Origin of the sequence: Nocardioides marinisabuli (assembly GCF_013466785.1) — a bacterium.
In the GTDB taxonomy this organism is placed as follows: domain Bacteria; phylum Actinomycetota; class Actinomycetes; order Propionibacteriales; family Nocardioidaceae; genus Nocardioides; species Nocardioides marinisabuli.
Window position 1 is genome coordinate 2,089,200 of sequence record NZ_CP059163.1, and the last position, 26,154, is coordinate 2,115,353.

Below are 26,154 nucleotides of genomic sequence, written 5' to 3' on the forward strand. Positions count from 1 at the left end.
TGGTCGGAGGGACTGGAACGAAAGGTTCTGACATGTCTCACCCCGCACTGCGGGTGGGGGTGGTCGGCGCGGGCCGCGTCGGCGCCGTCCTCGCTGCCCGACTGCGCGCCGCCGGCCACGAGGTCGTCGCCGCGGCCGGAGCCTCCGACGCCACGCTCCAGCGCATCTCGGCGCTGCTGCCGGGCGTCGCCAACGCCAAGCCGACCGCGGTCGCGCGGGCCTGCGACCTGCTGCTGCTGACCGTGCCCGACGACATGCTCGACAACGTCGTCTCCACCCTCGCCGCGGCCGGGGCCCTGCACGAGGGCCAGCTGGTCGTGCACACCTCGGGCCGCCACGGCCTGGCGGTGCTCGAGCCCGCCCGTGCTGCGGGCGCCCGCACCGCCGCGATCCACCCCGCGATGACCTTCACCGGCACCGCCCTCGACCTCGACCGCCTCGCCGGGTGCGTCTTCGGGCTCACCGCCGGGGCGGGGGAGCGCGAGGTCGCCGAGCGCCTGGTCGCCGACCTCGGCGGTCGCCCGATGTGGGTGCCCGAGGAGATGCGCACGCTCTACCACGCCGGTCTCGCCCACGGCTCCAACCACCTGGTCACCCTGGTCACCGAGGCCATGGAGGTGCTGGCCGCGGCCGGCGCCGACGACCCGGCGGGCACCCTGCGCCCGCTGCTGGTCGCGGCCCTCGACAACGCCCTCGCCCACGGCGACGCCGCGCTGACCGGCCCGATCGTGCGCGGCGACGTCGGCACCGTGCGCGCCCACCTCGAGGACATCACCGCCAACGCTCCGCAGACCAAGGCGTCGTACGTCGCCCTCGCGCGCGCCACGCTGGGGCGCGCGGTCACCGACGGGCGGATCGTGCCGCTGCGCGCGATGCGCATCCACGAGCTGCTCGACGAGCACTCCGAGGCCCGCGCCGGCGACGCGTCCACCGGCCGGCCCGCGGACGCCCGGTGAGCGGCCCGGTCCTCGTCCGCACCCGCGCCGAGCTCGCCGACCAGCTCGCGCCCGCCGGCGCCGGGCCGGGCAGCGGGTCGGCCTGGTGCCGACGATGGGTGCCCTCCACGAGGGCCACGCCTCGCTGGTGCGCGTCGCGCGCGAGCACGTCGACCAGGGGCCCGTCGTGGTCTCGGTCTTCGTCAACCCGCTGCAGTTCGGCGAGGCCGCCGACCTGGAGTCCTACCCGCGCACCCTCGAGGCCGACCTCGAGGTCTGCGCCCGCGAGGGTGTCGACGTCGTCTTCGCGCCGACCGTCGACGAGGTCTACCCGGGCGGCGACCCGGAGGTCACCGTCGAGCCCGGCCCGCTGGCCGACGTGCTCGAGGGTCGCACCCGCCCGGGCCACTACCGCGGCGTGCTGACCGTGGTCGCCAAGCTCTTCGGCCTGGTGCGCCCCGACGTGGCGGTCTTCGGCCAGAAGGACTACCAGCAGCTGGTGCTCATCCGCCGGATGGTCGCCGACCTGTGCCAGGGCGTCGAGGTCGTGGGCGCCGAGACCCGCCGCGAGCCCGACGGGCTGGCGATGTCGAGCCGCAACGTGCACCTCGACCCCGAGCAGCGCGAGCAGGCCGTCGCGCTGAGCCGCACCCTGTACGCCGCCGTCGAGGCGAGCGGGTACGGCGCCAAGGTCGCCCTCGACGCCGCCCGCGGCGAGCTGCGGGCCGCCGAGGGCGTCGACCTGGACTACCTCGAGATCACCGACCCCGCCCTGGCCGTGCTGCCCGACGACGTGCCCGACGGCACCGACGCGCGGGTGCTGATCGCCGCCCGCGTCGGCAGCACCCGCCTGATCGACAACCTGCCCCTCGTCCTCGGTCGCCCCCAGCCGTCCGCCGACCAGCCCTCCCCCGACCAGCCCCACCACCAGGAGTGATCCGCATGCTGCGCACGATGATGAAGAGCAAGATCCACCGCGCGACGGTGACCCAGGCCGACCTGCACTACGTCGGCTCGGTGACCGTCGACGAGGACCTGCTCGACGCCGCCGACCTTCTGGCCGGCGAGCTGGTGCACATCGTCGACATCACCAACGGCGCCCGGCTCGAGACGTACACGATCGCCGGCGAGCGCGGCTCGGGCGTGATCGGCATCAACGGGGCCGCCGCCCGCCTGGTGCACCCCGGCGACCTGGTCATCCTGATCGCCTACGCCCAGATGGAGACCGCGGAGGCCAAGGAGCTGCAGCCGCACGTGGTCTTCGTCGACGGCGACAACAAGATCATGGCCACCGGCTTCGACCCGGCCGAGACCTTCGACGGCCCCGGCCTGGTGCGCGGCGACGTCACCGCCGACCGCTGAGCCGCGGCGCCCGCCCCGGCCGACGACGCGCCTGCGACTAGCCTGACCCGATGCCCACCACCCGCCCCGTACGCCGCGTGCCCGGCCGCCTCACCGCGCCCGAGCCCGGCTGGACGACCTCGGCCGACGTCGTGGTCATCGGCTCCGGCATCGCCGGCCTGACCGCGGCCCTGCGCCTCAAGGACGCGCTGGCACCCGGCGAGAAGGTCCTGGTCGTCACCAAGGACGTGCTCTCGGCGGGCTCGACCCGCTGGGCGCAGGGCGGCATCGCGGCGGCCCTGGGCCCCGAGGACACCCCCGAGCAGCACGAGCACGACACCCTGGTGGCCGGGGCCGGCGGCTGCGACCTCGAGGCGGTGCGGGCGCTGGTGACCGAGGGCCCCGAGGCGGTGCACGAGCTGATCGCGCTCGGCGCGCAGTTCGACCTCGACCCCCACGGCGAGCTGTCGCTGACCCGCGAGGGCGGCCACCACCGCGACCGCATCGCCCACGCGCGGCGGCGACGCCACGGGCGCGGAGATCCAGCGCGCCCTGGTCGCGGCGGTCGAGCGGGCCCCCGAGATCGAGGTCGTCCAGCACGCGCTGGCCGTCGACCTGCTGCTGGCCGCCGACGGCGGCGTCGCCGGGCTGACCCTGCACGTGATGGGGGAGGGCCAGCGCGACGGCGTCGGCGCGGTGCTGTGCCGCTCGGTGGTGCTGGCCAGCGGCGGCCTGGGCCAGGTCTTCTCGCAGACCACCAACCCCGCGGTCTCGACCGGCGACGGCATGGCCCTGGGCCTGCGGGCCGGGGCGACCCTGCGCGACCTGGAGTTCGTGCAGTTCCACCCGACCGTGATGTACCTGGGCCCCGACTCCGTGGGCCAGCAGCCGCTGATCTCCGAGGCGGTGCGCGGCGAGGGCGCGGTGCTGGTGGGCCCCGACGGCGAGCGCTTCATGCAGGGCGTCCACCCGCTGGCCGACCTCGCGCCCCGCGACGTGGTCGCGAAGACGATCATGCGCCGGATGCTCGAGACCGGGCTGCCGCACATGTGGCTCGACGCGACCGGCATCGGCGGCGACGAGGGCGCGGCCGCGTTCTGGGAGCGCCGGTTCCCGACGATCCTCGCGGTCTGCCGCAGCCACGGCGTCGACCCGGTCACCGACCTGATCCCCGTCGCCCCCGCCTGCCACTACGCCTCGGGCGGGGTGCGCACCGACGTGTGGGGCCGCTCCGACGTGCCGGGTCTCTACGCGACCGGCGAGGCGGCCTGCTCGGGCGTGCACGGCGCCAACCGGCTGGCCTCCAACTCGCTGCTCGAGGGGCTGGTCTTCTCGCGCCGCATCGCCACGGTGCTGCCCGGCGAGCTGCGGCCCTGGGCCGACCCCGCGCCCGACGGTCGCACCGCGGGCCTCGTCGCCGCCGGCGTACGCCGTCGCGTGCAGGAGGTGATGAGCTCGCGGGTGGGCGTGCTGCGCACGGCCGCGGGTCTCGACGAGGCCACCGCCGAGCTGGACGCGCTGGCCGGCACCCCCGCCGACACCGTCGACGTCGCCGCCTGGGAGGCCACCAACCTGCTCACCATCAGCGCCGCGCTGGCCGACGCCGCGACCCGCCGCGAGGAGACCCGCGGCTCGCACTGGCGCGAGGACCACCCCGAGCGCGACGACGCCGACTGGGCCGGCCACCTCGACGTGGTGATGCGTGACGGCGTCGGCACCGTCGAGTTCGACCCCGCCCCCGCCAGCGACGCCCTCGTCGCGGCCGGCGCCGGCGCCACCGAGGAGACCGCATGATCGCCCGTACCGCCCTGCACGACCTGCCGCGCGGCCTGGTCGAGGAGCTCGCCGAGGCGGGCCTCGACCCCCGTGCCGTGCACGCCCACGTCGCCGACGCCTTCGAGGAGGACCTCCCCGGCGGCGCCGCCGACGTCACCAGCGCGGCGATGCCGCCGATGGGCCACGCGGTCGCCGACGTGGCCTCCCGCGAGGACGGCGTCGTGGCCGGGCTCGGCGTCGCCGAGCTGGCCTTCCGCTACGGCCTGGGCGACGACCTCGAGGTGCTGCACCGGGTGCCCGACGGCACCCGGGTCCGCCCCGGCGACGTGGTGATGACCGTCGCCGGACCGGTGGCGGCGGTGCTGACCGCCGAGCGCACCGCCCTGAACTTCGCCTCCCACCTCTCCGGCGTCGCGACCGCGACCGCCGCCTGGGTCGCCGCCCTCGAGGGCACCTCGGCCCGGGTGCTCGACACCCGCAAGACCCTGCCGGGCTGGCGCTCGCTGCAGAAGTACGCCGTGCGCTGCGGCGGCGGGCTCAACCACCGCATGAGCCTGGTCGACCGGGCGATGGTCAAGGACAACCACGTCGTCGCCGCCGGGGGCGTCGTCGAGGCCTACCGCGCGGTGCGCGCCGCCAGCCCCGAGGTCCGCGTCGAGGTCGAGGTCACCGACCTCGACCAGCTGCGCGCGGTGCTCGAGGCCGGCTGCACCGAGGTGCTGCTCGACAACATGGACGACGCCACCATGGCCGAGGCGGTGCGCCTGACCGCCGGCCGCGCCACCCTCGAGGCCTCCGGCGGGCTGACCCTCGAGCGCGCCGGCGCGGTCGCAGCCACCGGCGTCGACTACATCTCCGTGGGCGCGCTGACCCACTCCGTGCGCGTCTTCGACCTCGGCCTCGACTTCCGCGAGGGCTGAGCCGTGGTGCTGCTCGCCGCCGACATCGGCAACGCCCACACCGTCCTGGGGCTCCTCGAGCCGGCGGTCGACGGGCCCGGGCACGACGTGCTGGCGCACTGGCGGGTCGGCACCGACGAGCGGCGTACGGCCGACGAGTGGGCGGTCCTGCTGCGCGGCCTGCTGGGGCGCCACACCTCCGAGATCGAGGGGCTGGCGGTCTGCTCGACGGTCCCGTCGGTGCTGCACGAGTGGCGCGACATGCTCGCCTCGCACTTCGACGACGTACCGCGGGTGGTCGTCGAGCCGGGGGTGCGCACCGGCATCCCGGTGCTGATGGACAACCCCCGCGAGGTCGGCAGCGACCGCATCATCAACGCGCTGGCCGTCGCGACCCTGCACTCCGGCCCCGCGGTGGTCGTCGACTTCGGCGGCACCGCCACCACCTTCGACGTGGTCAGCGAGAAGGGCCAGTACGTCGGCGGCGCGATCGCCCCCGGCATCGAGATCAGCCTCGAGGCGCTGGGCCGTCGCGGCGCGCAGCTGCGCAAGGTCGAGCTGGCCCGCCCCCGCTCGGTGATCGCCAAGAACACCGTCGAGGCGCTGCAGTCGGGCATGGTCTTCGGCGCCGCCGCCCAGGTCGAGGGCCTCGTGCGCCGCATGGTCGGCGAGCTCGGGGTGGACGCCGCCGACGTCACCGTGGTCGCCACCGGCCACCTCGCCCCGCTGGTGCTGGAGGAGTGCTCGGTCTTCACCGTGCACGACCCCTGGCTGACCCTGCGCGGCCTCGGCCTGGTCTTCGACCGCAACCGCTGACCTCCCCGCGCAGCTCTCCCGGGTCGTGGTCCGGGTCGTGGGTCGTGGACGCGCCCTGGCGCGTCCGTGGGCACACGAATAGGGCCACGACCGAAACCACGACCCAAACCACGACCCGGTTTATCGGATAGCCGCGGAGGCTTTTTCCTCGGCAAGGAACATCGGATTCCGGGGCGATTCCCGCATTGCCGGTTAAGAAACTCACGACAATTGTTTGCGCGTTGACGGCAATGGCATGATGACGAGAGTTCCGGCGCTTTCCCGAGGTATTCCACCGGTGGGCGGTGCCGAATTGACATCCCGTTCCACCGACAGCAAGGAATGAACAAATGGCGCAGAAGGTCCAGATCATCCTCGAGGACGACCTCGACGGCACCGAGGCCTCCGAGACCGTCTCCTTCGCCCTCGACGGCACCTCCTACGAGATCGACCTGACCGAGGAGCACGCCGCCGAGATGCGCGACGCGTTCGCCCGCTACGTCGGCCACGCCCGCAAGGTCTCCTCCTCGCGCCGCGGCTCGGGGCGTCGTACGTCGTCGTCGGGCTCCCCGGCCAACGGTTCCGGCCCGAGCACCAAGGACATCCGCGACTGGGCGCGCGAGCAGGGCATGGAGGTCTCCGAGCGGGGCCGGGTGAGCAGCGAGGTGCGCGAGGCGTACGACGCCGCGCACTGACCGGCTCGACCCGCACCACCCGGAGGCCCGTTCGCTGTCAGCGGACGGGTCTTCGGTCGTGAGGGGGAACGCGTAGGCTGTTCGTGGGGTTGGAACAAGTGTCTCCACCGCTCGAGCATCGGGCGGGGAACCCCCACACAGCTTGAGGAGCGATGCCCATGTTCGAGCGGTTTACCGACCGAGCCCGCAGGGTGGTCGTGCTGGCCCAGGAAGAGGCCCGCATGCTCTCCCACAACTACATCGGCACCGAGCACATCCTGCTGGGCCTGATCCACGAGGGCGAGGGCGTGGCCGCGAAGGCGCTGGAGAGCCTCGACATCTCGCTCGAGGCCGTGCGCGCCCAGGTCGAGGAGATCATCGGCCAGGGCCAGCAGGCGCCCAGCGGCCACATCCCCTTCACCCCGCGCGCCAAGAAGGTGCTCGAGCTCTCGCTGCGCGAGGCGCTCCAGCTCGGCCACTCCTACATCGGCACCGAGCACATCCTGCTCGGGCTGATCCGCGAGGGCGAGGGCGTGGCCGCGCAGGTGCTGCAGAAGCTCGGCGCCGACCTCAACCGCGTGCGCCAGCAGGTCATCCAGCTGCTCTCCGGCTTCCAGGGCAAGGAGTCCACGGCCTCGGCCGCGGCCGCGACCTCCGGTGCCGGCGAGGCGCCGTCGTCGTCGCTGGTGCTCGACCAGTTCGGGCGCAACCTGACCCAGGACGCCCGCGAGGGCAAGCTCGACCCCGTCATCGGGCGCGACCAGGAGATCGAGCGGGTCATGCAGATCCTCTCGCGGCGCACGAAGAACAACCCGGTGCTGATCGGCGAGCCGGGCGTCGGCAAGACGACCGTCGTCGAGGGCCTGGCGGCCGACATCGTCAAGGGCAACGTGCCCGAGACGCTGAAGGACAAGCAGATCTACACCCTCGACCTCGGCGCCCTGGTCGCCGGTTCCCGCTACCGTGGTGACTTCGAGGAGCGCCTGAAGAAGGTGCTGAAAGAGATCCGCACCCGCGGCGACATCGTGCTGTTCATCGACGAGATCCACACCCTCGTCGGCGCCGGCGCGGCCGAGGGTGCGATCGACGCCGCCAGCATCCTCAAGCCGATGCTGGCCCGCGGCGAGCTGCAGACCATCGGTGCGACCACGCTCGACGAGTACCGCAAGCACCTCGAGAAGGACGCCGCGCTCGAGCGCCGCTTCCAGCCGATCCAGGTCGCCGAGCCGTCGATCGCGCACACCATCGAGATGCTCAAGGGCCTGCGCGACCGCTACGAGGCGCACCACCGGGTCACCATCACCGACGAGGCGCTGGTCTCGGCCGCCACCCTGGCCGACCGCTACATCTCCGACCGGTTCCTGCCCGACAAGGCCATCGACCTCATCGACGAGGCCGGCTCGCGCCTGCGCATCCGCCGGATGACCGCGCCCGCCGACCTGCGCGAGTACGACGACAAGATCGACGAGGTGCGCCAGCGCAAGGAGGGCGCGATCGACGGTCAGGACTTCGAGGCCGCCGCCCGCCTGCGCGACGAGGAGAAGCAGCTCATCCTCAAGAAGGCCGAGCGCGAGAAGCAGTGGCGCGCCGGTGACATGGACGAGGTCGCCGAGGTCGACGAGGAGCTGATCGCCGAGGTGCTCGCCGTGGCGACCGGCATCCCGATCGTGAAGCTCTCGGAGGAGGAGTCCTCGCGGCTGCTCAAGATGGAGGACGAGCTGCACAAGCGCGTCATCGGCCAGGACGAGGCCGTCAAGGCCCTCTCCCGCGCCATCCGACGCACCCGTGCCGGCCTCAAGGACCCCAAGCGTCCCGGTGGTTCCTTCATCTTCGCCGGCCCCTCGGGTGTCGGTAAGACCTGGCTGTCCAAGACGCTCGCGGAATTCCTCTTCGGTGACGAGGACTCGCTGATCCAGCTCGACATGAGCGAGTTCTCCGAGAAGCACACCGTGAGCCGTCTGTTCGGTTCTCCTCCGGGTTACGTCGGTTACGAAGAGGGTGGCCAGCTCACCGAGAAGGTGCGGCGCAAGCCGTTCTCGGTGGTGCTGTTCGACGAGGTCGAGAAGGCGCACCCCGATATCTTCAACAGCCTCCTGCAGATCCTCGAGGAAGGCCGTCTGACCGATTCCCAGGGTCGCGTGGTCGACTTCAAGAACACCGTCATCATCATGACCACGAACCTCGGTACCCGCGACATCGCCAAGTCGGTGCACCTGGGCTTCAACCAGGGCGGCGACGCGGCCGGCTCCTACGAGCTGATGAAGAACAAGGTCCGCGACGAGCTCAAGCAGCACTTCCGGCCCGAGTTCCTCAACCGTGTCGACGAGACCATCGTCTTCCCGCCGCTCTCGCGCGAGCAGATCATCCACATGGTCGACAACATGGTCGCCTCGGTGGAGCTGCGCCTGCGCGACCGCGACATGGGTCTCGAGCTGACCCAGGCCGCGAAGAACCTGCTCGCCGAGCGGGGCTTCGACCCGGTCCTGGGTGCGCGACCGCTGCGCCGCACGGTGCAGCGCGAGATCGAGGACACGATGGCCGAGAAGATGCTCTTCGGCGAGGTCGGCCCCGGTCAGATCGTGCTGGTCGACGTGGAGGGCGAGGGTGCTGCGGCGACCTTCACCTTCACCGGCCAGAAGGTCGCGGCGCTGCCCGACGTCCCGCCGCTCGAGGTGGCGGGTGCCGTCGAGGGCTCCGAGGACGAGGGCCCGACCGACGTGCCCAAGGGTGGCCCCGCTCCCGAGTGAGGCGCCTGAGCACAGGCTCGTGACGAGTGCCCCGGACCGGTCGGTCCGGGGCACTCGTGCGTCTCAGGGCCGCCCAGGGCTGCTCAGGGCTGCTCAGGGCTGCTCAGGGCGGGTCAGGGCCGCTCAGGGCAGTGCGTACACGTCGGCTGCGACCTGCGCGACGAGACCGTCGGCGACCAGCCCGGCCAGGCAGCGGGTGCGCTGCTCCTCGTCGGGCCACACGGCGTCGAGCGCCGAGCGGTGCACCGGGGCGTGGCTCTCGCGCAGCACGACCATCAGCCGCCCCCGGCACTGGCGGTCGGTGCCCTCCCAGGCCTGCGCGCGCCGCGGCGGACCGTCGTACGCCGGGTGGCCGGCCAGGCGCCAGGCGCACCGGTCGGCGACGGGGCAGGCCGCGCAGCGCGGGCCGGTGGCGGTGCAGACGAGCGCGCCGAGCTCCATCACCGCGACCGCCCAGGTCGCGGCCGTGGCGTCGTCGGCGGGCAGCAGCAGAGCGGCCGCGTCGCGCTCGGCACGGGTCACCGACCGCGCGGGCCACTCGACGCCGCCGACGGCGCGGGCCAGCACCCGGCGCACGTTGGTGTCGAGCACGACGTGGCGGCGCCCGAAGGCGAAGCTGGCCACGGCGGCGGCGGTGTAGTCGCCCACCCCGGGCAGCGCGATGAGGTCGTCGTAGTCGGCCGGCACCTCGCCGTCGTGGTCGGCGACGATCGCGGTCGCGGCGGCGTGCAGGCGCAGGGCGCGGCGGGGGTAGCCGAGGCGGCCCCAGGCCCGCACCGCCTCCCCGGTCGGTTCGGCCGCCAGGTCGGCCGGCGTGGGCCAGCGCTCGAGCCACGCCTCGTGCACCGGCAGCACCCGCTTGACGGGGGTCTGCTGCAGCATCAGCTCGGAGACCAGGACCGACCAGGGCGAGGCCTCCGGCCGACGCCAGGGCAGGTCGCGCTGGTGCTCGTCGTACCAGTCCAGGACCGGGGTGTGCAGCTCGCTGGTGGCCATCGGGGACATTCTCGCCGCCGCCGCGGAGCGCCTCGCCGAGACCCCCGTCGACGCTGGCTAGATTGACGCCCCATGAGCACCATGACCCGGGGACCCCTCGCGCCCGCGGTCTACTGGCGTCGCCGCCTGGTGGTGATGCTGGTGGCCCTGCTGATCCTCTTCGGTGGAGCCCGTCTCCTCGGCCTGGGTGGCGGCGACGAGGCCGCCGACGAGCAGCTCGTCCAGAGCTCCGCCGAGACCGAGGTCGGCGACGAGGGCGAGAGCCAACCCTCCTCGACGCTGCCGACCAGCGACGCGGCCGCGACCAGCGGCGACGGCGCCGGCACCACCGGGGGCAAGGGCGGCGCCAAGGCGAAGAAGGCGAAGAAGGCGAAGGCGACGGCGCTGCCGGAGCCGGTGGGCACCTGCCTGCCCAGCGACGTGAAGGTGCAGCCGGTGATCGACTCGGCCGTCGCCGGTCGCGAGGTCGCGATCACCCTCGAGCTGAGCACCCGCGATGCGGTGGCGTGCACCTGGGAGGTCTCCCCGGGCGACCTGACCATGAAGATCACCTCGGGCCCCGACGAGATCTGGACCAGCCGCCAGTGCCCGAAGGCGGTGCCGACCCAGGAGGTCGTGCTGCGCAGCTCGGGCACCACGACCGTCGAGGTCGCCTGGAGCTCGCGCCGCTCCGACGACTCCTGCAGCAAGCTGACCGACTGGGCGCTCCCGGGCTTCTACCACGTCACCGCCGCCGCGCTGGCCGGTGAGCCGCGCGACGTGCAGTTCGAGCTGGTGGCCCCGGTGGCGCCCACGATCACCGCCTCGCCCGAGCCCCAGCCCGACGCCGACGAGAAGAAGAAGGACAAGAAGGACCGGGACTAGCCCTGCGAGCGCCCCAGCAGCGTCTCGTCGAGGTGCTCGAGCAGGTCGCGCGGGGTGTCGTGGACGCTCGCGGCCCCGGCCTCGAGGAGCTCGGCGGTGCTGATGCCGCCGGTGTGCATCCCGAGGCAGGCCACCCCGGCGCGCCCCGCCGACTCCACGTCCCACACGGTGTCGCCGAGCATCACCGCGCGCTGCGGGTCGACGGAGCCCAGCGCCACCTCGACCAGGTCGGGGGCGGGCTTCGACTCGTCGGCGTCGCCGCCGGCGACCCGGTCGTGCAGCAGGGACGCGCCGCCCTCCACGAGGTCGAGCAGCCGCTCGCTGAGCTCCTTGTCGGCCGAGCTGGCCAGCACCAGCGTGAAGCCGCGGGTGCGCAGCTCCTCGAGCAGCTCGGCGGCGCCGTCGGTGGCCACGATCTCGTGGAAGCGCTCGTCGAGGCGCTCCTTGTGGCGCGCGCGCACCTCGTCGCCGACGGCGTTCTCGACGCTCTCCCCGGCCACGGCCGCGACCAGGCGGTCCCCGCCCATGCCGATGGAGCGGTGGATGCGGTGCGAGGCGACGTCGACGCCGACGTCGCGGAACGCGGCGCGCCAGGCGGTGGTGTGCTGGTAGACCGAGTCGACCAGGGTGCCGTCGAGGTCGAGCAGGACGGTGTCGATGCGGGAGTCGCTGCCGGCGTCATTCGAGGTCATGCGTGCCACCGTCGCACGCCGTCGGGGGAGTGCCTTCACCCCGAGGGGCGTGGGTGCGGCCGGTGGCGGCTCCTAGCGTCGTGGACGTCCACTACTGTCGAGCGACACCGCACCGAGGAGGACCCGATGCCCACCAACAGCAACGGCAACGACGAGCCCGGCCCGAGCGTCAAGGACGACGAGCTCTACGAGAAGCTGCGCGACGAGGGGAACAGCAAGGAGAAGTCGGCGCGGATCGCCAACGCCGCCGCCTCCTCCTCGCGCTCCGAGGTCGGCAGCCGCGGCGGGTCGTCGCCGGCGTACGAGGACTGGACCGTCGAGGAGCTGCGCGAGCGCGCCTCCGAGCTGGAGGTCGAGGGCCGGTCGTCGATGACCAAGGACGAGCTGATCGACGCCCTGCGAGAGCACTGAGGAGCCCCACCCGTGACGAACCGCTCTGCCGAGCCCTCCACCGACCTCGAGCCCGCCGACGTCCTCTGGTTCGTCGTCGCGGTCGGCTTCTACGCGCTGGCCGCGCTCCCCGCGGCGTGGGCCCTCAACGCCATCCTCGACGACGGGCGCGCCGACTACCTGCCGGTCCTGGTGCTCGTGGTCGTGACCGCGGTCGTGGCCCGGGTCAGCCCCTTCGCGCTGCGCGACCGCTAGCCGAGCCGGGCCCGGAGCTTCTCCAGCAGCGGCCCGGCGGCCTCGTCGAGGAAGCGCTGCTGGCCCTCGTCGCCGACCTGGACGAGCGCCACGTCGGTGAAGCCGGCGTCGGCGAAGGCCGAGACCGAGTCGACGATCTTGTCGAGGTCGGGGCCGCAGGGGATGTTCTCGGCGACGTCTTCGGGGCGCACGAACTGGGTGGCGCCGGCGAAGCCGGCCGTGGTGGGCAGGTCGGCGTTGACCTTCCAGCCGCCGGCGAACCAGCGGAACTGCGCGTGCGCCCGCTCACGGGCGGCCGCCTCGTCGGGGTCCCAGCAGATCGGGATCTGCCCGATGGCCCGGGCGCCGGCGCCGATGCGCGGGGCGCCCTCGACGCCGTTCCACGAGGAGACCAGGTCGGGGTCGGGCTCGACGGCGATCAGGTCGTCGGCCAGCGGCGCGAAGCGCTCGACACCCTTGTCGCCGGCCACCGCCAGCGCGAGGCGCACCGGCTCGTCGGGCAGGTCCCAGACCCGCGAGGAGTCGACGTCGAAGTGCTCGCCGCGGTAGGTCACCAGGTCGCCGGCGTGCAGGGCCCGGATGATCTCGACGGCCTCGACCAGCATCTCCTGGCGGGTGTCGACCGCCGGCCAGCCGTGCCCCACGGTGTGCTCGTTGAGGTTCTCGCCGCTGCCCAGGCCCAGGGTGAAGCGGCCCTCGCTCAGCAGCGCCATGGTCGCCGCCTTCTGGGCCACCACGGCCGGGTGGTACCTCATCGTCGGGCAGGTGATGTAGGTCATCAGCTCGACCCGCTCGGTCACCTGGCTGACCGCGCCCAGCACCGACCAGGCGTACGGCGCGTGGCCCTGCTCGGTGAGCCAGGGGCTGAAGTGGTCGCTGGAGACCTCGAAGTCGAAGCCGACCCGCTCCGCCGCGGCGGCGTACCGCACGAGGTCGCGGGGGCCGCTCTGCTCGGTCATCAAGGTGTACCCGAATCGCATGGCACCGACGCTAGGAAGCGCTGGCCCCGCCCCTGCTCACCCGGTCGGGTTCGTCCTGAGGGGTGGAACTGAGGGGTCGAGGGGGTGCATCTGCCCGTTTCACCCGCGAGGATGACCGCAGCGGCCCATCATGGCTGTTGTCTGAGCCCTGGGACACCGACCGGTGGTCCGCGGGGCGGGACTCACGCAGTCCGTGCGGGGGGCGCAGCAGCACCCGCGACCACCGGTCGTGGCACGACCGGCTCTCGCGAGTCTGCACAAGCATTGGACAGATCGACGCCGCGCGGGACAAACCTCACCTGCGGGGGTGAAAGTCGCGCTCCGGGCCTCGGGGTCGGGGCCGAACACGAGTACGTTCGAGGGGTGTCTACCTCTCGTCCCGTCCGTGTGGCCCTCATCGACAACTACGAGGTGTCCGTCGCGGGTCTGCGGGCGCTCCTGGCTCCCTTCTCCGGACGGGTGCACCTCCTGGAGCTCCGCTCGGCGATGAACAAGCCGTCCGCGGTCGACGTGATCCTCTACGAGCCCGTGCGGCAGTCCCCGACCACGCAGGGGATGCTGCGCGACCTGGTCCGCGCCTCGCAGAAGCAGGCGATCGTCTACTCCTGGCGCGACCAGGAGGGGCGAGCTGCGCGGGTCGTTCGCAGGTCACCTGTCCAAGGCCCTCCCGGTCGCCGAGCTGGTCTCGGCGCTCGAGGGGATGGCCGACGGCAGCGACATGACCGTGCGCCGCCGGATGCCGGCCGACCCGGGCCCGCTCAGCATCGTGGCCCGCTCCTCGGTGGCCGAACTACGAGCTGACCCCGCGCGAGGCCGAGATCCTCGCCCTGGTCACCCAGGGCCTGACGAACTCCGAGATCGGCGGGCAGCTCTACCTGAGCATCAACTCGGTCAAGACCTACATCCGCGCGGCCTACCGCAAGATAGAGGTGACCCGTCGCGCGCAGGCCGTGGCCTGGGGCATGGAGCACGGTCTGGCCCCGTTGAGCGAGCGCCAGCCGGTCGGCGTCTGAGACGATCTCCCTTTGGGCACCGAGAAAGCCCGAAAGGTTTGTTAGTCTCCTCCGCGAACGTACGAGGTTCACTCCTCGACCGGGTGAAGCATCACCAGCGCCGGGTGATTTCGATACGTCTGCGTGTGGCCTCGAGCCGCACCCCACACGGTGGGCCCCGACGCTAGCGGGGCCCACCGTCGTGGTTCTCAGGCACTCAGATGCCTTGTTCCCCCGCCCGGACGGTCCCAAACCTGGGAGACGTGGTCACGTCGGTGGGCCCCGTGGGACTCGAACCCACAACCAAGAGATTAAAAGTCTCCTGCTCTGCCAATTGAGCTAGAGGCCCGCGCACGCCGGATGCTACCGAGGTGTCGCGCGGGCCGAGAAGTCAGGCGCAGCCGGTGGGCGACGTGGTCGTACGGCCGCAGTCCGCACAACCCCGAACAGCCCGGAGACCGTGAACGTCTGCGCGGTGGGCCCGCGGTCGCGACGATGACGTCGTCGCACGAGCGGCCGGGACCCGAGGAGATCACCCATGCGCATGACGAGCACCCGAGGCGCCGTGGTGGCCCTGGCCGTGGCGCTGGCCGCCTCGCCCCTGGGCTCGGCCACGGCCACCGAGGAGCCTGCGACCGCTCCCGTCCACGGGAGCCTCCTGGGCGTGGCCACGGGCGTCGGTGGGCTCTGCGCGACCACGTGCACCCGCCCCAAGGACGTCGACCACAGGATCCGCGTCGACTTCGGGACCGGTCGTTTCGCGACCGACGACCCCGTGCCCCCGGGCAGCTACACGCTCTGGATGTCCGACGGCTGGGCCACCCACGAGAGCTGCACCGACATCGACTGCGGCAACCACCTGGCCAAGGGCTTCTACCTGCAGGAGCTGCCGAGCGGTCTCTACACGGGCACCGCGGTCGAGGAGGAGGCCACCCGCTTCGTCGTGCCGGTCCAGACCGAGACCGACGCGCAGCCGACCGACCTCGGCACGCTCGACACGTTCTCGGGGTCGGCGGGCCTGACGGGTCCGACCTACTACTACAGCTCCTCGGCCAAGGGCTCGCCCACGACCGGCATCAGGCGCTCGGTCGGCCACATCGACGTGCCCCGGGGGTCCAGGACGATCATCGAGACCACCGGGTGCGGCGGGAGGAAGTACCGCTGGAGCGACGTCTCGAGGGGACCGGGCGGCGGCACGTGGGAGTGGCGGGACGACGCAGCCTCGCAGCGCTACGGGAGGACCATGAGGGTCCAGGTGTTCCTTCGGGACGAGGGCGAGCCGAGACGGGCGATCTCCAGGGCCTACAAGGTCGGCCTGGCGTGGGACGAGACGTGCTGATCAGGCGTTGTGCCACGCCAGGTAGGCGTCGCGGACCCGTTGGCGGTCGCGCTCGGGCACGTCGGCGTCCTCGACCATGCTGCGCACCAGCTCGGCCTGCGTGCGCAGGGCGGCGACCGCCTCGGGGCGGTGCAGGTGGTCGATCGACTGCTCGACCTGGTGGATGACGTCGAGCAGGTAGATCAGCACGGCCGGGTCCTCGGCGGAGACGAGGCGAACCTCGTCGAAGGCCAGGCCCACGAGCATCGCGTACGTCGTGGCGTGCGGCACGAGCAGCACCTGGCCCCGCTCGCCCGCCAGGTGCTGGGCCGGGGGGACGCGGCACAGCAGGTCCGCCAGCACGGTGCCGGTGTGCGAGATCGCGTCGTGCGCCGTCGTGGGGTCGTTGACACCCGGTGACATCGCCTTGAGCGCCACGTCGGCCAGCTGGCGCACGCCGTAGGCGACGTCCTGCTGCATCGTGCGGGTCTCACCGACCATGACCGCGGCGCGGATCGAGTCGTGGACCGTCTCGTCGTCCACCGGCGGCCAGACCCGGCACACGGGGGTGTTCTGGATGGCGTAGCGCCCGGCGAACGTCTCCAGCCGCGCACGCGAGCCCGGAGGCAGCACCTGCAGCAACCGGTCGAAGTCGACGTTCTCCACCCAGCCGTACGAGGTGAAGCGCACCACCGTGGCGTCCTCGGGCAGGTCGCCGTCCCCGCCCCCCAGCTGGCGGTCCGAGTCGGGGTCCGGGTCGGGGTCCGGGTCGGGCCAGCCGCTGCTGGCCTGCTGCAGCGCCTCCTGGGTGACCCGGTGCAGGATCTTGGAGACGTCCATCGAGTGCGCACCGTGGTTGATGAACGCGATGATCGCGAGCACGGAGGCGATGCCCAGCAGCACCGCCAGCAGGATGGAGACGCTCGGGACGATCGGCTCCTCGGTGCCCTCCAGCGAGCTGCGCACGGCGCGCAGGACCACCAGGCAGTAGGTGAACGTCCCGATGACCAGGCCCATCACCCGCTTGTTGAACGGGTCGCGGAACATGCCGTGCACCACGCGCGGCGAGTACTGGCTCGAGGCCAGCGAGATCAGCAGCAGGCTCACCGAGAAGGCGATGCCGGCGAAGCTCAGGGTCGCGCCCGCGACGGTGGTCAGGACGGTCCGTGCGCTGTCGACCGTCGCGGTCAGGCGGGGGTCGATGCCGGTGACCTGGGCGTCGACCGCCAGCATCGCCTGGCCCAGCACCGCACCGCCCAGCACGCAGAGCATCGGCACGAAGAAGAGGCTGCTGCGGACGCGGGACCCCAGGGCTGTGATGCGGCTCACCATGCACGGCAGGCTAGCGAAGGGAGGCCTCACCCTGCCTGCGCGAAGGGGTGGCGCCGGTCCCGACGCTGCCCGCGCGCGGCGGCTTCCTGCCCGCCTGAGCACCGGTGCACGACGTCCGCCCCTCGCACTAGGGTGCGGCCATGACCAGTCCCGGACCCGAGGCCACCACCACCCACGACGGGCCGCTGCGCGTCGAGCGCGACGGCCACGTGGAGACGTGGACGATCGACCTGCCCGAGCAGCGCAACCCGATCTCGGGGCCCGACGTGGTCGCGGCCTTCGTCGAGCACACCGCGCGTGTCGACCGTGACCAGGAGGTGCGCGCGGTGATCCTGACCGGGGCCGGCTCCGCCTTCTCCGCCGGCGGCAACGTGCACGAGATGGCCGAGCGGCGCGGGATGTTCTCCGGGGCGCCGTACGAGCAGCGCAACGGCTACCGCCACGGCATCCAGCAGATCCCGCTCGCGCTGCGTCGCTGCGAGGTCCCGCTGATCGCCGCCGTCAACGGTCCCGCGGTCGGTGCGGGCTGCGACCTGGCGATGATGTGCGACCTGCGCATCGCCTCGACCAAGGCGTTCTTCGCCGAGTCCTTCGTGCAGCTCGGCATCATCCCCGGCGACGGCGGGGCCTGGTTCCTGACCCGGGCGATCGGCCCGGCCCGCGCCGCCGAGATGGCCCTGACCGGGGACCGGGTCGACGCCGCCACCGCGCTGGAGTGGGGTCTGGTCTCGCAGGTCGTCGAGCCGGAGGCGCTCCTCGACACCGCCCGCGACCTCGCCGCGCGGGTCGCCAAGAACCCGCCGCACGCCACCCGGATGGCCAAGAAGCTGATCCAGGAGTCGCAGCAGCGCGACCTCGAGGGCGTCCTCGAGCTGAGCGCGGCGATGCAGGCGATCTCGCACCACACCCAGGCCCACACCGACGCGGTGCAGGCGTTCGTGGAGCGCACGCGCCGCTAGTCACCCATACTCACCGGGTGAAGACGTTCGTTCCCCGCCGCGCCGCCTCCCTGGTGGCGGCGCTCGCGGTCTCGGTCCCCCTGCTCGCTGCGCTGACCACGGCGCCCACCTCGTCCGCGGCGGCCGTGCCTGCTGCGGCTCCCGCGGCGAGCACGTCGGCCGCGGCGAGGGAGGTGCCGACCATCCGGTGGCGCTCGTGCCGCGGCTTCGACTGCGGTCGCGTCGACGTGCCGCTCGACCACGACCGCCCCGACGGCGCCACCCTCACGCTCGCGCTGCGGCGGGTGCCGGCCCGCAAGCCGGCCCGGCGCCTGGGGGCCGTCTTCGTCAACCCGGGCGGCCCGGGCGGCTCGCCGCCGGTTCGCGCCCTGGGCGGCCGACCTGCTGGGACGCCGGGTCACCAACCGGCTCGACGTCATCGGCATCGACCCCCGCGGCGTCGGGGGGAGCAGCCACCTCACGTGCCGGGGGCGCAGCGACACGGCGTACCCGAGCGTCGGCTTCCCCGACACCCGGCGCCAGGTCCGCGACTGGCTGGCCTTCGACACCACCGTGCAGCGGCTGTGCGACCGGCGCATCGCCGACCACATGAGCACCGCCGACACCGCGCGCGACATGGACCTGGTGCGCCAGGCGCTCGGTGACGAGCAGGCCAGCTTCTTCGGGGCGTCGTACGGCTCGGTGCTGGGCGCGACCTGGGTGTCGATGTTCCCCGGCACGGTGCGCGCCGCGGTCGTCGACAGCGTGCTCGACCCGGTGGCCTGGACCACCGGTCGCGACCTGCCCGACGGCACCCCCGGCTCGAGCCTGCCGATCAGCGCCCGCCTCGGCAGCGAGGTCGGGTCGCGCGACGCCCTCGAGGCCGGGCTCGCCGAGTGCGACGAGGCCGGCCGTCGCGCCTGCCGGCTCGCCGGCGACGCCCTGGGCCGCTGGGACGCGGTCGCGGCGCGGCTGCGCTCCGACCGGGCCGCCGCCCGTCGGGTGGGGCTGTCCTACTCCGACTTCGTCGGCACCACGCTGGGCATGCTCTACGGCGGCGACCTCTGGTACATCGCCGAGTTCGCCTTCCAGGCCGAGAAGCAGCTCTCACGCCTGGCGGGCCGACCGACCTCCGACGAGCCGGCGGCCCCTGACGGGACGCTGGGACGCACCGTGCGCGAGGTGCGCGCGGAGCTGGCGCGCTCGCCGTACCCGGGCCCGTACGCCGCGGTGGCCGGTCGCAGCCGGCAGCAGCGGCTCTGGTTCGACGGCAGCACCCACGGGGTGATGTGCTCCGACTCGCTCAACCCGACCGGCACCGCGGCCTGGAGCGAGGCCGCGGAGCGCACCCGGGCCGCCGGCGGCGCCGACTTCGGCCCGTCCTGGACCTGGCTGTCCTCGGCCTGCTCGGCCTGGCCGGGGTCGGGCGAGGACGCCTACCGCGGGCCGTTCACGATGCCCGACGCCGAGCGGCTGCTGATCGTCAGCAACCGCCACGACCCGGCCACCCCGCTCAGCGGCGCGCTGGCCCTGCAGCAGCTGATGCCGGGCTCGCGGCTGGTGACGACCGGCGACACCGGGCACGTCGCGACCGGCGCCAACCGGTGCGCCACCGAGGTCGTGCGCGACGTGCTGCGCACCGCGGAGAGCCCCGCCGAGGACGTCGTCTGCACCCGCGAGCGGGAGCCGTTCACACGCTGATCCACAAAAAGACGCCCTCGATTGGTTTGCACACGGGGTGGGCGCGGTAGTGTTAGCCCCAGCAACAGATGCAAGTTCCAGCAGGTCGACGCCAGCGGAGTTTGTGATCCAACGGCGTTTCAGCTTGTACGGGTCCTGCCAAGGTCAAAGCAAGTCGGAGCGACGTGTCACCGCATCAAGTTTGCCGGGCCGTCGAAGTGACGGTCCTCGCTTTGACTAAGGAGTACCAAGCACATGGCACAGGGCACCGTTAAGTGGTTCAACGCCGAGAAGGGTTTCGGCTTCATTGCGCAGGAGGACGGCGGCGACGACGTCTTCGTGCACTACTCGGCGATCCAGACCCAGGGCTACAAGTCCCTGGACGAGAACCAGAAGGTCGAGTTCGACGTCACGCAGGGCCCCAAGGGCCCGCAGGCGGAGAACGTTCGCCCCGTCTGATTCAGGACGTCACCGGCAGCTAGCCGGTAGCACCACGACGAGGCCCCACCCGGCGACGGGTGGGGCCTTCGTCCATTTCGCGCCACCGCTCGTCACGGTTGGGTACGCCGGTGAGCGGGTTGCTGAGTTTTGGCCCAGAATCTGGCCGGTGGGGGTTTGCTTGGCACACCGGTCGGGCACTCTGGTCCCGATGGACATCCACGAGCTGAGCGGAGGAAGGGTGCACGACCAGTTCGACGTGTCGCTCGAGGACTCCGACCTGCTCGGGGAGGTCGAGCTGACCACCAACCTCATCATCGCCGCCTCGGAGTCCGAGGACCACCTGAGCCAGGTCGAGATCGACGAGATCCTCGGGGTCGCACTCCAGCGCGACGCCTCCTGAGCGTCGTACCGTCCGGCACCTGCTCCCATCGGGGAGCAGGTTCTTCGTGCTTGCATTCATACCGTAGGGGGGTACCCTATGAGCATGGTTGAGCACCAGCACGGGTACCTGCATCGCAAGGACGACTACCTCGCACGGCTGCGCCGCATCGAGGGGCAGGCCCGCGGCCTGCAGCGGATGGTCGAGGAGGAGCAGTACTGCATCGACATCCTGACCCAGGTCTCGGCCATGACGAAGGCGCTGCAGGCGGTCTCGCTGGGGCTGCTCGACGAGCACATGCACCACTGCGTGGCCGACGCCGCCCGCGCCGGCGAGGCCGAGGGGCGCGCCAAGATCGACGAGGCCGTCGCCGCCATCACCCGACTCGTGAAGTCCTGAAGGAGCACCGATGAGCACCCACACCAGCACCTGGACCGTGACCGGCATGACCTGCGGGCACTGCGTCGCCTCGGTCAGCGAGGAGATCGCCGAGATCGACGGCGTCGAGAGCGTCGACGTCACCCTCGAGAGCGGCGAGGTCGTCGTCACCAGCACCACCCCGCTCGAGCGGGTCAGCGTCGAGGCCGCCGTGCGCGAGGCGGGTTACGAGCTCACGTCATGACCGCCGGGGCGTCCACCGATGTGACGACCGGGGTGACCACTGGGGCGACCACCGACGTGGAGCTGGCGATCACCGGCATGACCTGCGCCTCGTGCGCCAACCGCATCGAGCGCAAGCTCAACAAGCTCGAGGGCGTCAGCGCCAGCGTCAACTACGCCACCGAGAAGGCGCACGTCGTCGCCTCCGGCCCGGTCAGCACCGACCTGCTGCTCGAGACCGTCGCCCAGGCCGGGTACGCCGCCAGCGTGCCGGACCCCGGCGCCGACGACGACCACGCCGAGGTCGAGCTGGCGGCCCTGCGCCGCCGCCTGGTCGTCTCCGCGGTGCTGGCGGTGCCCGTGGTCGCGGTGGCGATGGTGCCGGCGTGGCAGTTCGACCGCTGGGCCTGGGTCTCGCTGGTCCTCGCCACCCCGGTGGTGCTGTGGGGCGCGTGGCCCTTCCACCGCGCCGCCGCCACCAACCTGCGCCACGGCACCACCACCATGGACACGCTGGTCTCGGTCGGCGTGGGCGCGGCGTACACCTGGTCGCTGGTGGCGCTGGTCCTCGGCGACGCCGGCATGCCCGGGATGACCCACGGCTTCTCCCTGAGCCTGCAGCGCGGCGACGGGCTCGACGAGGTCTACCTCGAGGTCGCCGCCGGGGTCACGACGTTCCTGCTGGCCGGTCGCTGGTTCGAGAAGCGCTCCAAGCGCCGGGCCGGCGCCGCGCTCGAGGCGCTGCTGCGGATGGGCGCCAAGGAGGTCACGCTGCTGCGCGACGGGGTCGAGACCCAGGTCGCCGCCGAGCAGCTCCGGGTCGACGACGTCTTCGTGGTGCGCCCCGGCGAGAAGGTGGCCACCGACGGCGAGGTCGTCGAGGGCGCCTCGGCGATCGACGTCTCGATGCTCACCGGCGAGCCGGTGCCGGTCGACGTGGGCCCCGGGGACGTCGTCACCGGCGCCACCGTCAACGCCGGCGGGCGCCTGGTCGTGCGGGCCACCCGGGTCGGCGCCGACACCCAGCTGGCGCAGATGGCCCGCCTGGTCGAGCAGGCCCAGCAGGGCAAGGCGCAGGTGCAGCGCCTCGCCGACCGGGTCTCCGGGGTGTTCGTGCCGGTCGTCATCGCGCTCTCGCTGCTGACCCTCGCCGCCTGGCTGCTCAGCGGCGCCGGGGCCACCACCGCCTTCGCCGCGGCCGTCGCGGTGCTGATCATCGCCTGCCCCTGTGCCCTGGGGCTGGCCACGCCGACCGCCCTGATGGTCGGCACCGGCCGCGGCGCCCAGCTCGGCATCCTGATCCGCGGCCCCGAGATCCTCGAGTCCACCCGCCGCGTCGACACGATCGTCCTCGACAAGACCGGCACCGTCACCACGGGCCGGATGAGCCTGGTCGACGTGGTCGTCCACCCCGACACCCCGGCCGACGAGGCGGAGGTGCGTCGGGTCGCGGCCGCGCTCGAGCACGGCTCGGAGCACCCGATCGCCCGCGCGGTGGCTACCGCGGCCGCGCGCCCCGAGCACCCCGAGGTCGTGGGCTTCGCCAACCGCGAGGGCCTCGGCGTCGTCGGCGACGTCTCCGGGCGGCGTACGGCGGTCGGACGCCCGGCGCTGCTCGAGGCCGAGGGCATGGCGCTGCCGGCGCCGCTCGCCGAGGCGCTCGAGGCGGCCCGGGCCCTGGGTCGCACCCCCGTGCTGGTCGGCTGGGAGGGCGTCGCCCGGGGCGTGCTGGTGGTGGCCGACACCGTCAAGGACACCTCGGCCGCGGCCGTCGCCCGGCTGCGCGACCTCGGGCTCGACCCGGTGCTGCTGACCGGCGACCACGAGCGGGCCGCCCGTGCGGTGGCCGCGGAGGTCGGCATCGACACGGTGGTCGCCGACGTGCTGCCCGCCGAGAAGGTGGCGCAGGTGCGCCGGCTCCAGGAGGCCGGTCGGGTCGTGGCGATGGTCGGCGACGGTGTCAACGACGCCGCCGCCCTGGCCCAGGCCGACCTCGGCATCGCGATGGGCACCGGCACCGACGTGGCCATCGAGGCCGCCGACCTGACCCTGGTCAGCGGCGACCTGCGGGTCGCCGGCGACGCTGTCGCACTCGCCCGCCGCACCCTGGCCACGATCCGCGGCAACCTCTTCTGGGCCTTCGCCTACAACGTCGCCGCCCTGCCCCTGGCCGCCCTGGGCCTGCTCAGCCCGATGATCGCCGGCCTCGCGATGGCCCTCTCCTCGGTCTTCGTCGTCTCCAACAGCCTGCGCCTGCGACGCTTCCGCTCCTCCATCGCCTGACCAGCGCCAGCCCCCACCGCCGGTTGAGAAGCGAGGGCCCCGCCGTTGGTTGAGCAGCGAGGGCCGAAGGCTCGAGCGTCGCCGAAACCGGGTGAGTCCATGGCGTACGTCGTGCGCGGTGGTTGCGGGGTCTCGACGACGCGCGTCGCTGGCGCGGTGCGTCGTACGCCGACCCGGCTGGTTCGAACCGGCCGACTGGGCGTACGGCGGGAAGTGGCGCCGGCTCGGCGTGGGTCGTTGGTTGAGCAGCGAGGGCCGAAGGCTCGAGCGTCGCCGAAACCGGGTGAGTCCATGGCGTACGGCGAGGTTGGCGCGGTTCTTGCGGGGTCTCGACGACGCGCGTCGCTGGCGCTCCTTGCTGCTCGACCAGCGGTGCGTCGTACGCCGACCCGGCTGGTTCGAACCGGCCGGCTCGGCGTACGGCGGGAAGTGGCGCCGGCTCGGCGTGGGTCGTTGGTTGAGCAGCGAGGGCCGGAGGCTCGAGCGTCGCCGAAACCGGGTGAGTCCATGGCGTACGTCGTGCGCGGTTCTCGCGGGGTCTCGACGACGCGCGTCGCTGGCGCTCCTTGCTGCTCGACCAGCGGTGACCCCGCGGCTCAGCAGGTGGCGAAGAGGACCGGGCCGTCGGAGAGGTCGCTGAGGGGGTAGGCGCCGGGGGCCGGGGTGAGGTCGAGGGTGACGGTGGTGCCGTCGGCGGTGACCTCGTCGACGCTGAAGCGGTCGGAGAAGGCGCCGCCCTGGCCGGGGGCGGGGCCGGCGGCGAGCGCCGCGCGGGTGTCGGCGTTCGTGCGGGCCTGCTCCTCGGACTCGAAGCCGAGGCCCACCCGCAGGTCGAGCGGGGCCTGGGCGCCACCGTCGTCCCCGGGCGGCAGCAGCGCCAGGACGAACCCGGTCAGCGGGTTGACCGGGCCGGCCTGCGCCAGCAGCTCGTCGGCCGCGGCCTGGTCGGACTCACCGGCCTGGCCCATCGACAGCGCGCCGCAGGCCTGCTCCCCGGTCAGCACCACCGCGCTGAGCGGCTGCGCGGGCAGGGTGTCGAGCACGTCGGTGACGCCGGCCGCGTCGGGCTCGTGGTCGTCGGCGGCCTCCTCGAGGGCCCGTTCGAGGTAGGAGCGCTGGTCGCTGGTGAGCACCAGCGAGCGGTCCTCGTCGAAGGCCATGAACTGCAGGGTGGGGGTGCCTGCGGCGCCGTTCGCGGCGTTGAGCCGCGCCAGGACCTCCTCCCCGCCCTCCCAGATGCCCTCGGAGGACTCGGGACGGGTGTAGCCGAGCGACTCCAGGCGATCACCCAGCTCGCCGGTGTCGGCGTCCTCGCCGAGCCCGACCACCTCGAGCGCCCCGTCGGGCGACTGGGCCAGCAGCTCCCAGTCGATGCTCGCCGGCGACCAGCCGAAGGACCGCGCCAGCAGCGGCGCCGACTCCACCAGGCCCGAGGCCGAGGTCAGGTCGGCGTCGAAGCCCTCGTCGAGCAGGCGGCGTACGGCGTCGTCGTCGGTGCCCTCGACCTGGAGCCGCTCGCGCACCCCGGCCCAGTCGGTCCAGGTCCAGCGCTGCGTCTCGGCGGGGGCAAGCGCGACCGCGCGCTCGAGGTCGCTGCCGGGCCCGCGCCACCAGTGCACGCCCACGCCCAGGGCGGCGATGAGCAGCAGGGTCAGGGTCACCACGCCGGCCACCACCAGGGCGCGGCGCGGGCCGCGGCGACCCTCGGCGGGGCCGCTGCTGCTCGGGTCGGTCGCGGGGGCGGCCAGGGGCTCAGGCACGGGGTCGGGCTCCTCATCGTGGCGACGGTGGTGTGAGACTACGGCCATGGCAGCCGTCCCGAGCCGGTCCCGTGACGTCATCGCCGCCGGGGCCGTGGTGTTCCGCCCCGGCCGCGAGGTCCTCCTGGTCCACCGCCAGCAGTACGACGACTGGTCCTTCCCCAAGGGCAAGCTCGACCCGGGCGAGCACGCGACCACCGCGGCGGTGCGCGAGGTCGAGGAGGAGACCGGGCTGCACGTGCGCCTGGGCCCGCCGCTGCCGCTGCAGCACTACGCGACCGCCAAGGCGATGAAGACCGTCCACTACTGGGTGGGGCGCGTGGTCTCCGGCGACGACGTGGAGTCCTACGAGCGCAACGCCGAGATCAGCGACGTGCGCTGGGTGCCGGTCGACGAGGCCGCGGACTTGCTCTCCTACGAGCGCGACCGCGAGCTGCTGCAGGTCGCGCTGGGCCGCCGCAAGCGCACCCACGCCCTGGTCGTGCAGCGCCACGCGCGGGCCCGGGCCCGCTCGACCTGGCGCGGCGACGACCGGGCGCGCACGCTCCAGCAGGTCGGGCGCACCCAGGCCTTCGACCTGGTGCCGGTGCTGGCGGCGTACGACGTGCGGCGGCTGGTGACCTCGCCCGCGGTGCGCTGCCTGGAGACCCTCACGCCGTACGCCGAGACGATCGACGCCGACCTCGAGCACGTGGAGGAGCTGACCGAGGACGCCGCGACCCCCGACTCGGTCGCCGAGGTGCTCGCCAAGCTGGTCCACGACGTGCACGCGAGCCGCCGCGGCGCCGTGCTGTGCACGCACCGGCCGGTGCTGCCGCACGTCTTCGCGGCGCTGGGCATCGACGACCCGGCGCTGGCACCGGGGGAGATGGTGGTGGTCCACCTGCGCAAGGGGCGCGTGGTGGCCACCGAGCAGCACCTGCCGCACTGACGTCCCTACCCACTGGTCCAGACCGGCGTCAACGCCCCAGGGGGCATGCCCGGGGCGTGTTCATGTGACCGCCGTCTCGTGCTTTGCCTGATGTCGCCGACATGGTGCTGTGGGTTCACCGTTCGTTCACCGACGCCCACGAAGCCCGTCATCTGG

27 protein-coding genes, 1 tRNA gene and 1 pseudogene are annotated in these 26,154 nt (G+C 73.0%); 22 read left to right on the forward strand and 7 right to left on the reverse strand.

Annotation, left to right across the window (positions count from 1 at the left end; translation table 11 throughout):
- The first annotated feature begins 32 nt into the window (after positions 1 to 32).
- From H0S66_RS09945 to H0S66_RS09980, 9 genes and pseudogenes are all read left to right on the forward strand, one after another.
- Positions 33 to 956, forward strand: coding sequence for a Rossmann-like and DUF2520 domain-containing protein (locus H0S66_RS09945; RefSeq protein ID WP_179615243.1), 924 nt, complete (start codon positions 33 to 35; stop codon positions 954 to 956).
- 94 nt (positions 957 to 1,050) lie between these two features.
- Positions 1,051 to 1,872, forward strand: a complete 822-nt coding sequence (gene panC / locus H0S66_RS09950; RefSeq protein ID WP_258016852.1) for a pantoate--beta-alanine ligase — start codon at positions 1,051 to 1,053, stop codon at positions 1,870 to 1,872.
- A gap of 5 nt (positions 1,873 to 1,877) precedes the next feature.
- A complete protein-coding gene (gene panD / locus H0S66_RS09955) occupies positions 1,878 to 2,297 on the forward strand; it encodes an aspartate 1-decarboxylase (protein ID WP_179615245.1) in 420 nt (139 codons plus the stop codon).
- 50 nt (positions 2,298 to 2,347) lie between these two features.
- Positions 2,348 to 2,719: pseudogene (locus tag H0S66_RS20825) on the forward strand (FAD-dependent oxidoreductase); the annotation flags it as partial.
- Positions 2,720 to 2,828: 109 nt separating this feature from the next.
- Positions 2,829 to 4,070, forward strand: coding sequence for an FAD-binding protein (locus H0S66_RS20830; protein WP_338037251.1), 1,242 nt, complete (start codon positions 2,829 to 2,831; stop codon positions 4,068 to 4,070).
- Positions 4,067 to 4,972 carry a carboxylating nicotinate-nucleotide diphosphorylase gene (nadC, locus tag H0S66_RS09965; protein WP_179615247.1) on the forward strand — a complete coding sequence of 302 codons (906 nt, stop codon included), beginning with the start codon at positions 4,067 to 4,069 and terminating at the stop codon, positions 4,970 to 4,972. Before H0S66_RS20830 ends, nadC begins: the two co-directional genes overlap by 4 nt.
- A 3-nt stretch (positions 4,973 to 4,975) precedes the next feature.
- Positions 4,976 to 5,767, forward strand: coding sequence for a type III pantothenate kinase (locus H0S66_RS09970; protein WP_338037200.1), 792 nt, complete (start codon positions 4,976 to 4,978; stop codon positions 5,765 to 5,767).
- A 329-nt stretch (positions 5,768 to 6,096) separates the two neighbouring features.
- On the forward strand, positions 6,097 to 6,441 hold the full coding sequence (locus H0S66_RS09975) for a histone-like nucleoid-structuring protein Lsr2 (RefSeq protein ID WP_179615248.1): 345 nt from the start codon (positions 6,097 to 6,099) through the stop codon (positions 6,439 to 6,441).
- 158 nt (positions 6,442 to 6,599) lie between these two features.
- Positions 6,600 to 9,167 (forward strand): ATP-dependent Clp protease ATP-binding subunit, encoded by a 2,568-nt coding sequence (locus H0S66_RS09980; protein WP_179615249.1) that lies wholly within the window; start codon positions 6,600 to 6,602, stop codon positions 9,165 to 9,167.
- A 123-nt stretch (positions 9,168 to 9,290) separates the two neighbouring features.
- Here the strand turns inward: H0S66_RS09980 and H0S66_RS09985 are convergent, their stop codons facing one another.
- Entirely contained in the window at positions 9,291 to 10,163 is an 873-nt protein-coding gene (locus H0S66_RS09985; protein WP_179615250.1) for an A/G-specific adenine glycosylase, read from the reverse strand.
- A 72-nt stretch (positions 10,164 to 10,235) separates the two neighbouring features.
- On the opposite strand from H0S66_RS09985, the gene H0S66_RS09990 reads away from it, so the two are divergent.
- Entirely contained in the window at positions 10,236 to 11,027 is a 792-nt protein-coding gene (locus tag H0S66_RS09990; protein WP_179615251.1) for a hypothetical protein, read from the forward strand.
- Here the strand turns inward: H0S66_RS09990 and H0S66_RS09995 are convergent.
- On the reverse strand, positions 11,024 to 11,719 hold the full coding sequence (locus H0S66_RS09995) for an HAD family hydrolase (protein ID WP_179615252.1): 696 nt from the start codon (positions 11,717 to 11,719) through the stop codon (positions 11,024 to 11,026). The genes H0S66_RS09990 and H0S66_RS09995 overlap by 4 nt on opposite strands.
- Positions 11,720 to 11,845: 126 nt before the next feature.
- On the opposite strand from H0S66_RS09995, the gene H0S66_RS10000 reads away from it, so the two are divergent.
- A complete protein-coding gene (locus tag H0S66_RS10000; protein WP_179615253.1) occupies positions 11,846 to 12,130 on the forward strand; it encodes a DUF7218 family protein in 285 nt (94 codons plus the stop codon).
- A 12-nt stretch (positions 12,131 to 12,142) separates the two neighbouring features.
- On the forward strand, positions 12,143 to 12,364 hold the full coding sequence (locus H0S66_RS10005; protein ID WP_179615254.1) for a hypothetical protein: 222 nt from the start codon (positions 12,143 to 12,145) through the stop codon (positions 12,362 to 12,364).
- Here H0S66_RS10005 and H0S66_RS10010 read toward each other — a convergent pair.
- On the reverse strand, positions 12,361 to 13,344 hold the full coding sequence (locus H0S66_RS10010) for a TIGR03557 family F420-dependent LLM class oxidoreductase (RefSeq protein WP_179615255.1): 984 nt from the start codon (positions 13,342 to 13,344) through the stop codon (positions 12,361 to 12,363). The two genes, H0S66_RS10005 and H0S66_RS10010, sit on opposite strands and share 4 nt — an antisense overlap.
- 842 nt (positions 13,345 to 14,186) lie before the next feature.
- Between H0S66_RS10010 and H0S66_RS10015 the strand changes: the two genes are divergently transcribed.
- Complete coding sequence (locus tag H0S66_RS10015; RefSeq protein WP_258017217.1) at positions 14,187 to 14,357, forward strand: response regulator transcription factor; 171 nt, start codon at positions 14,187 to 14,189, stop codon at positions 14,355 to 14,357.
- A gap of 255 nt (positions 14,358 to 14,612) precedes the next feature.
- On the opposite strand, the gene H0S66_RS10020 is transcribed toward H0S66_RS10015, so the two are convergent.
- Positions 14,613 to 14,685 (reverse strand) — tRNA-Lys (locus tag H0S66_RS10020).
- Between the two features lie 189 nt (positions 14,686 to 14,874).
- Between H0S66_RS10020 and H0S66_RS10025 the strand changes: the two genes are divergently transcribed.
- Positions 14,875 to 15,675, forward strand: coding sequence for a hypothetical protein (locus H0S66_RS10025; RefSeq protein WP_180923556.1), 801 nt, complete (start codon positions 14,875 to 14,877; stop codon positions 15,673 to 15,675).
- Here H0S66_RS10025 and H0S66_RS10030 read toward each other — a convergent pair whose 3' ends face one another.
- Complete coding sequence (locus tag H0S66_RS10030) at positions 15,676 to 16,986, reverse strand: DUF2254 domain-containing protein (protein WP_179615258.1); 1,311 nt, start codon at positions 16,984 to 16,986, stop codon at positions 15,676 to 15,678.
- Between the two features lie 140 nt (positions 16,987 to 17,126).
- On the opposite strand from H0S66_RS10030, the gene H0S66_RS10035 reads away from it, so the two are divergent.
- Positions 17,127 to 17,945, forward strand: a complete 819-nt coding sequence (locus H0S66_RS10035) for a crotonase/enoyl-CoA hydratase family protein (RefSeq protein WP_179615259.1) — start codon at positions 17,127 to 17,129, stop codon at positions 17,943 to 17,945.
- A gap of 10 nt (positions 17,946 to 17,955) precedes the next feature.
- On the opposite strand, the gene H0S66_RS10040 is transcribed toward H0S66_RS10035, so the two are convergent.
- Positions 17,956 to 18,129, reverse strand: coding sequence for a hypothetical protein (locus tag H0S66_RS10040; protein ID WP_180923558.1), 174 nt, complete (start codon positions 18,127 to 18,129; stop codon positions 17,956 to 17,958).
- Positions 18,130 to 18,368: 239 nt separating this feature from the next.
- Between H0S66_RS10040 and H0S66_RS10045 the strand changes: the two genes are divergently transcribed.
- The 6 genes from H0S66_RS10045 to H0S66_RS10070 all read left to right on the forward strand — a co-directional run bounded on the left by H0S66_RS10045 (position 18,369) and on the right by H0S66_RS10070 (position 23,307).
- Positions 18,369 to 19,625 (forward strand): alpha/beta hydrolase, encoded by a 1,257-nt coding sequence (locus H0S66_RS10045; RefSeq protein ID WP_258017218.1) that lies wholly within the window; start codon positions 18,369 to 18,371, stop codon positions 19,623 to 19,625.
- Between the two features lie 234 nt (positions 19,626 to 19,859).
- Positions 19,860 to 20,063, forward strand: a complete 204-nt coding sequence (locus H0S66_RS10050; protein WP_056863399.1) for a cold-shock protein — start codon at positions 19,860 to 19,862, stop codon at positions 20,061 to 20,063.
- A 190-nt stretch (positions 20,064 to 20,253) separates the two neighbouring features.
- A complete protein-coding gene (locus tag H0S66_RS10055; RefSeq protein WP_179613740.1) occupies positions 20,254 to 20,445 on the forward strand; it encodes a hypothetical protein in 192 nt (63 codons plus the stop codon).
- 78 nt (positions 20,446 to 20,523) lie between these two features.
- Complete coding sequence (locus tag H0S66_RS10060; protein WP_420846872.1) at positions 20,524 to 20,823, forward strand: metal-sensitive transcriptional regulator; 300 nt, start codon at positions 20,524 to 20,526, stop codon at positions 20,821 to 20,823.
- 10 nt (positions 20,824 to 20,833) lie between these two features.
- Positions 20,834 to 21,046, forward strand: a complete 213-nt coding sequence (locus H0S66_RS10065) for a heavy-metal-associated domain-containing protein (RefSeq protein WP_179615262.1) — start codon at positions 20,834 to 20,836, stop codon at positions 21,044 to 21,046.
- Positions 21,043 to 23,307: a heavy metal translocating P-type ATPase gene (locus tag H0S66_RS10070; protein ID WP_179615263.1), complete on the forward strand. Its 2,265-nt coding sequence runs from the start codon at positions 21,043 to 21,045 to the stop codon at positions 23,305 to 23,307. Before H0S66_RS10065 ends, H0S66_RS10070 begins: the two co-directional genes overlap by 4 nt.
- A 596-nt stretch (positions 23,308 to 23,903) precedes the next feature.
- Here H0S66_RS10070 and H0S66_RS10075 read toward each other — a convergent pair.
- Positions 23,904 to 25,067 carry a hypothetical protein gene (locus H0S66_RS10075; RefSeq protein ID WP_179615264.1) on the reverse strand — a complete coding sequence of 388 codons (1,164 nt, stop codon included), beginning with the start codon at positions 25,065 to 25,067 and terminating at the stop codon, positions 23,904 to 23,906.
- 46 nt (positions 25,068 to 25,113) lie between these two features.
- Here H0S66_RS10075 and H0S66_RS10080 point away from each other — a divergent pair, with 46 nt between their 5' ends.
- Complete coding sequence (locus H0S66_RS10080) at positions 25,114 to 25,998, forward strand: NUDIX hydrolase (protein ID WP_179615265.1); 885 nt, start codon at positions 25,114 to 25,116, stop codon at positions 25,996 to 25,998.
- Positions 25,999 to 26,154 lie beyond the last annotated feature (156 nt).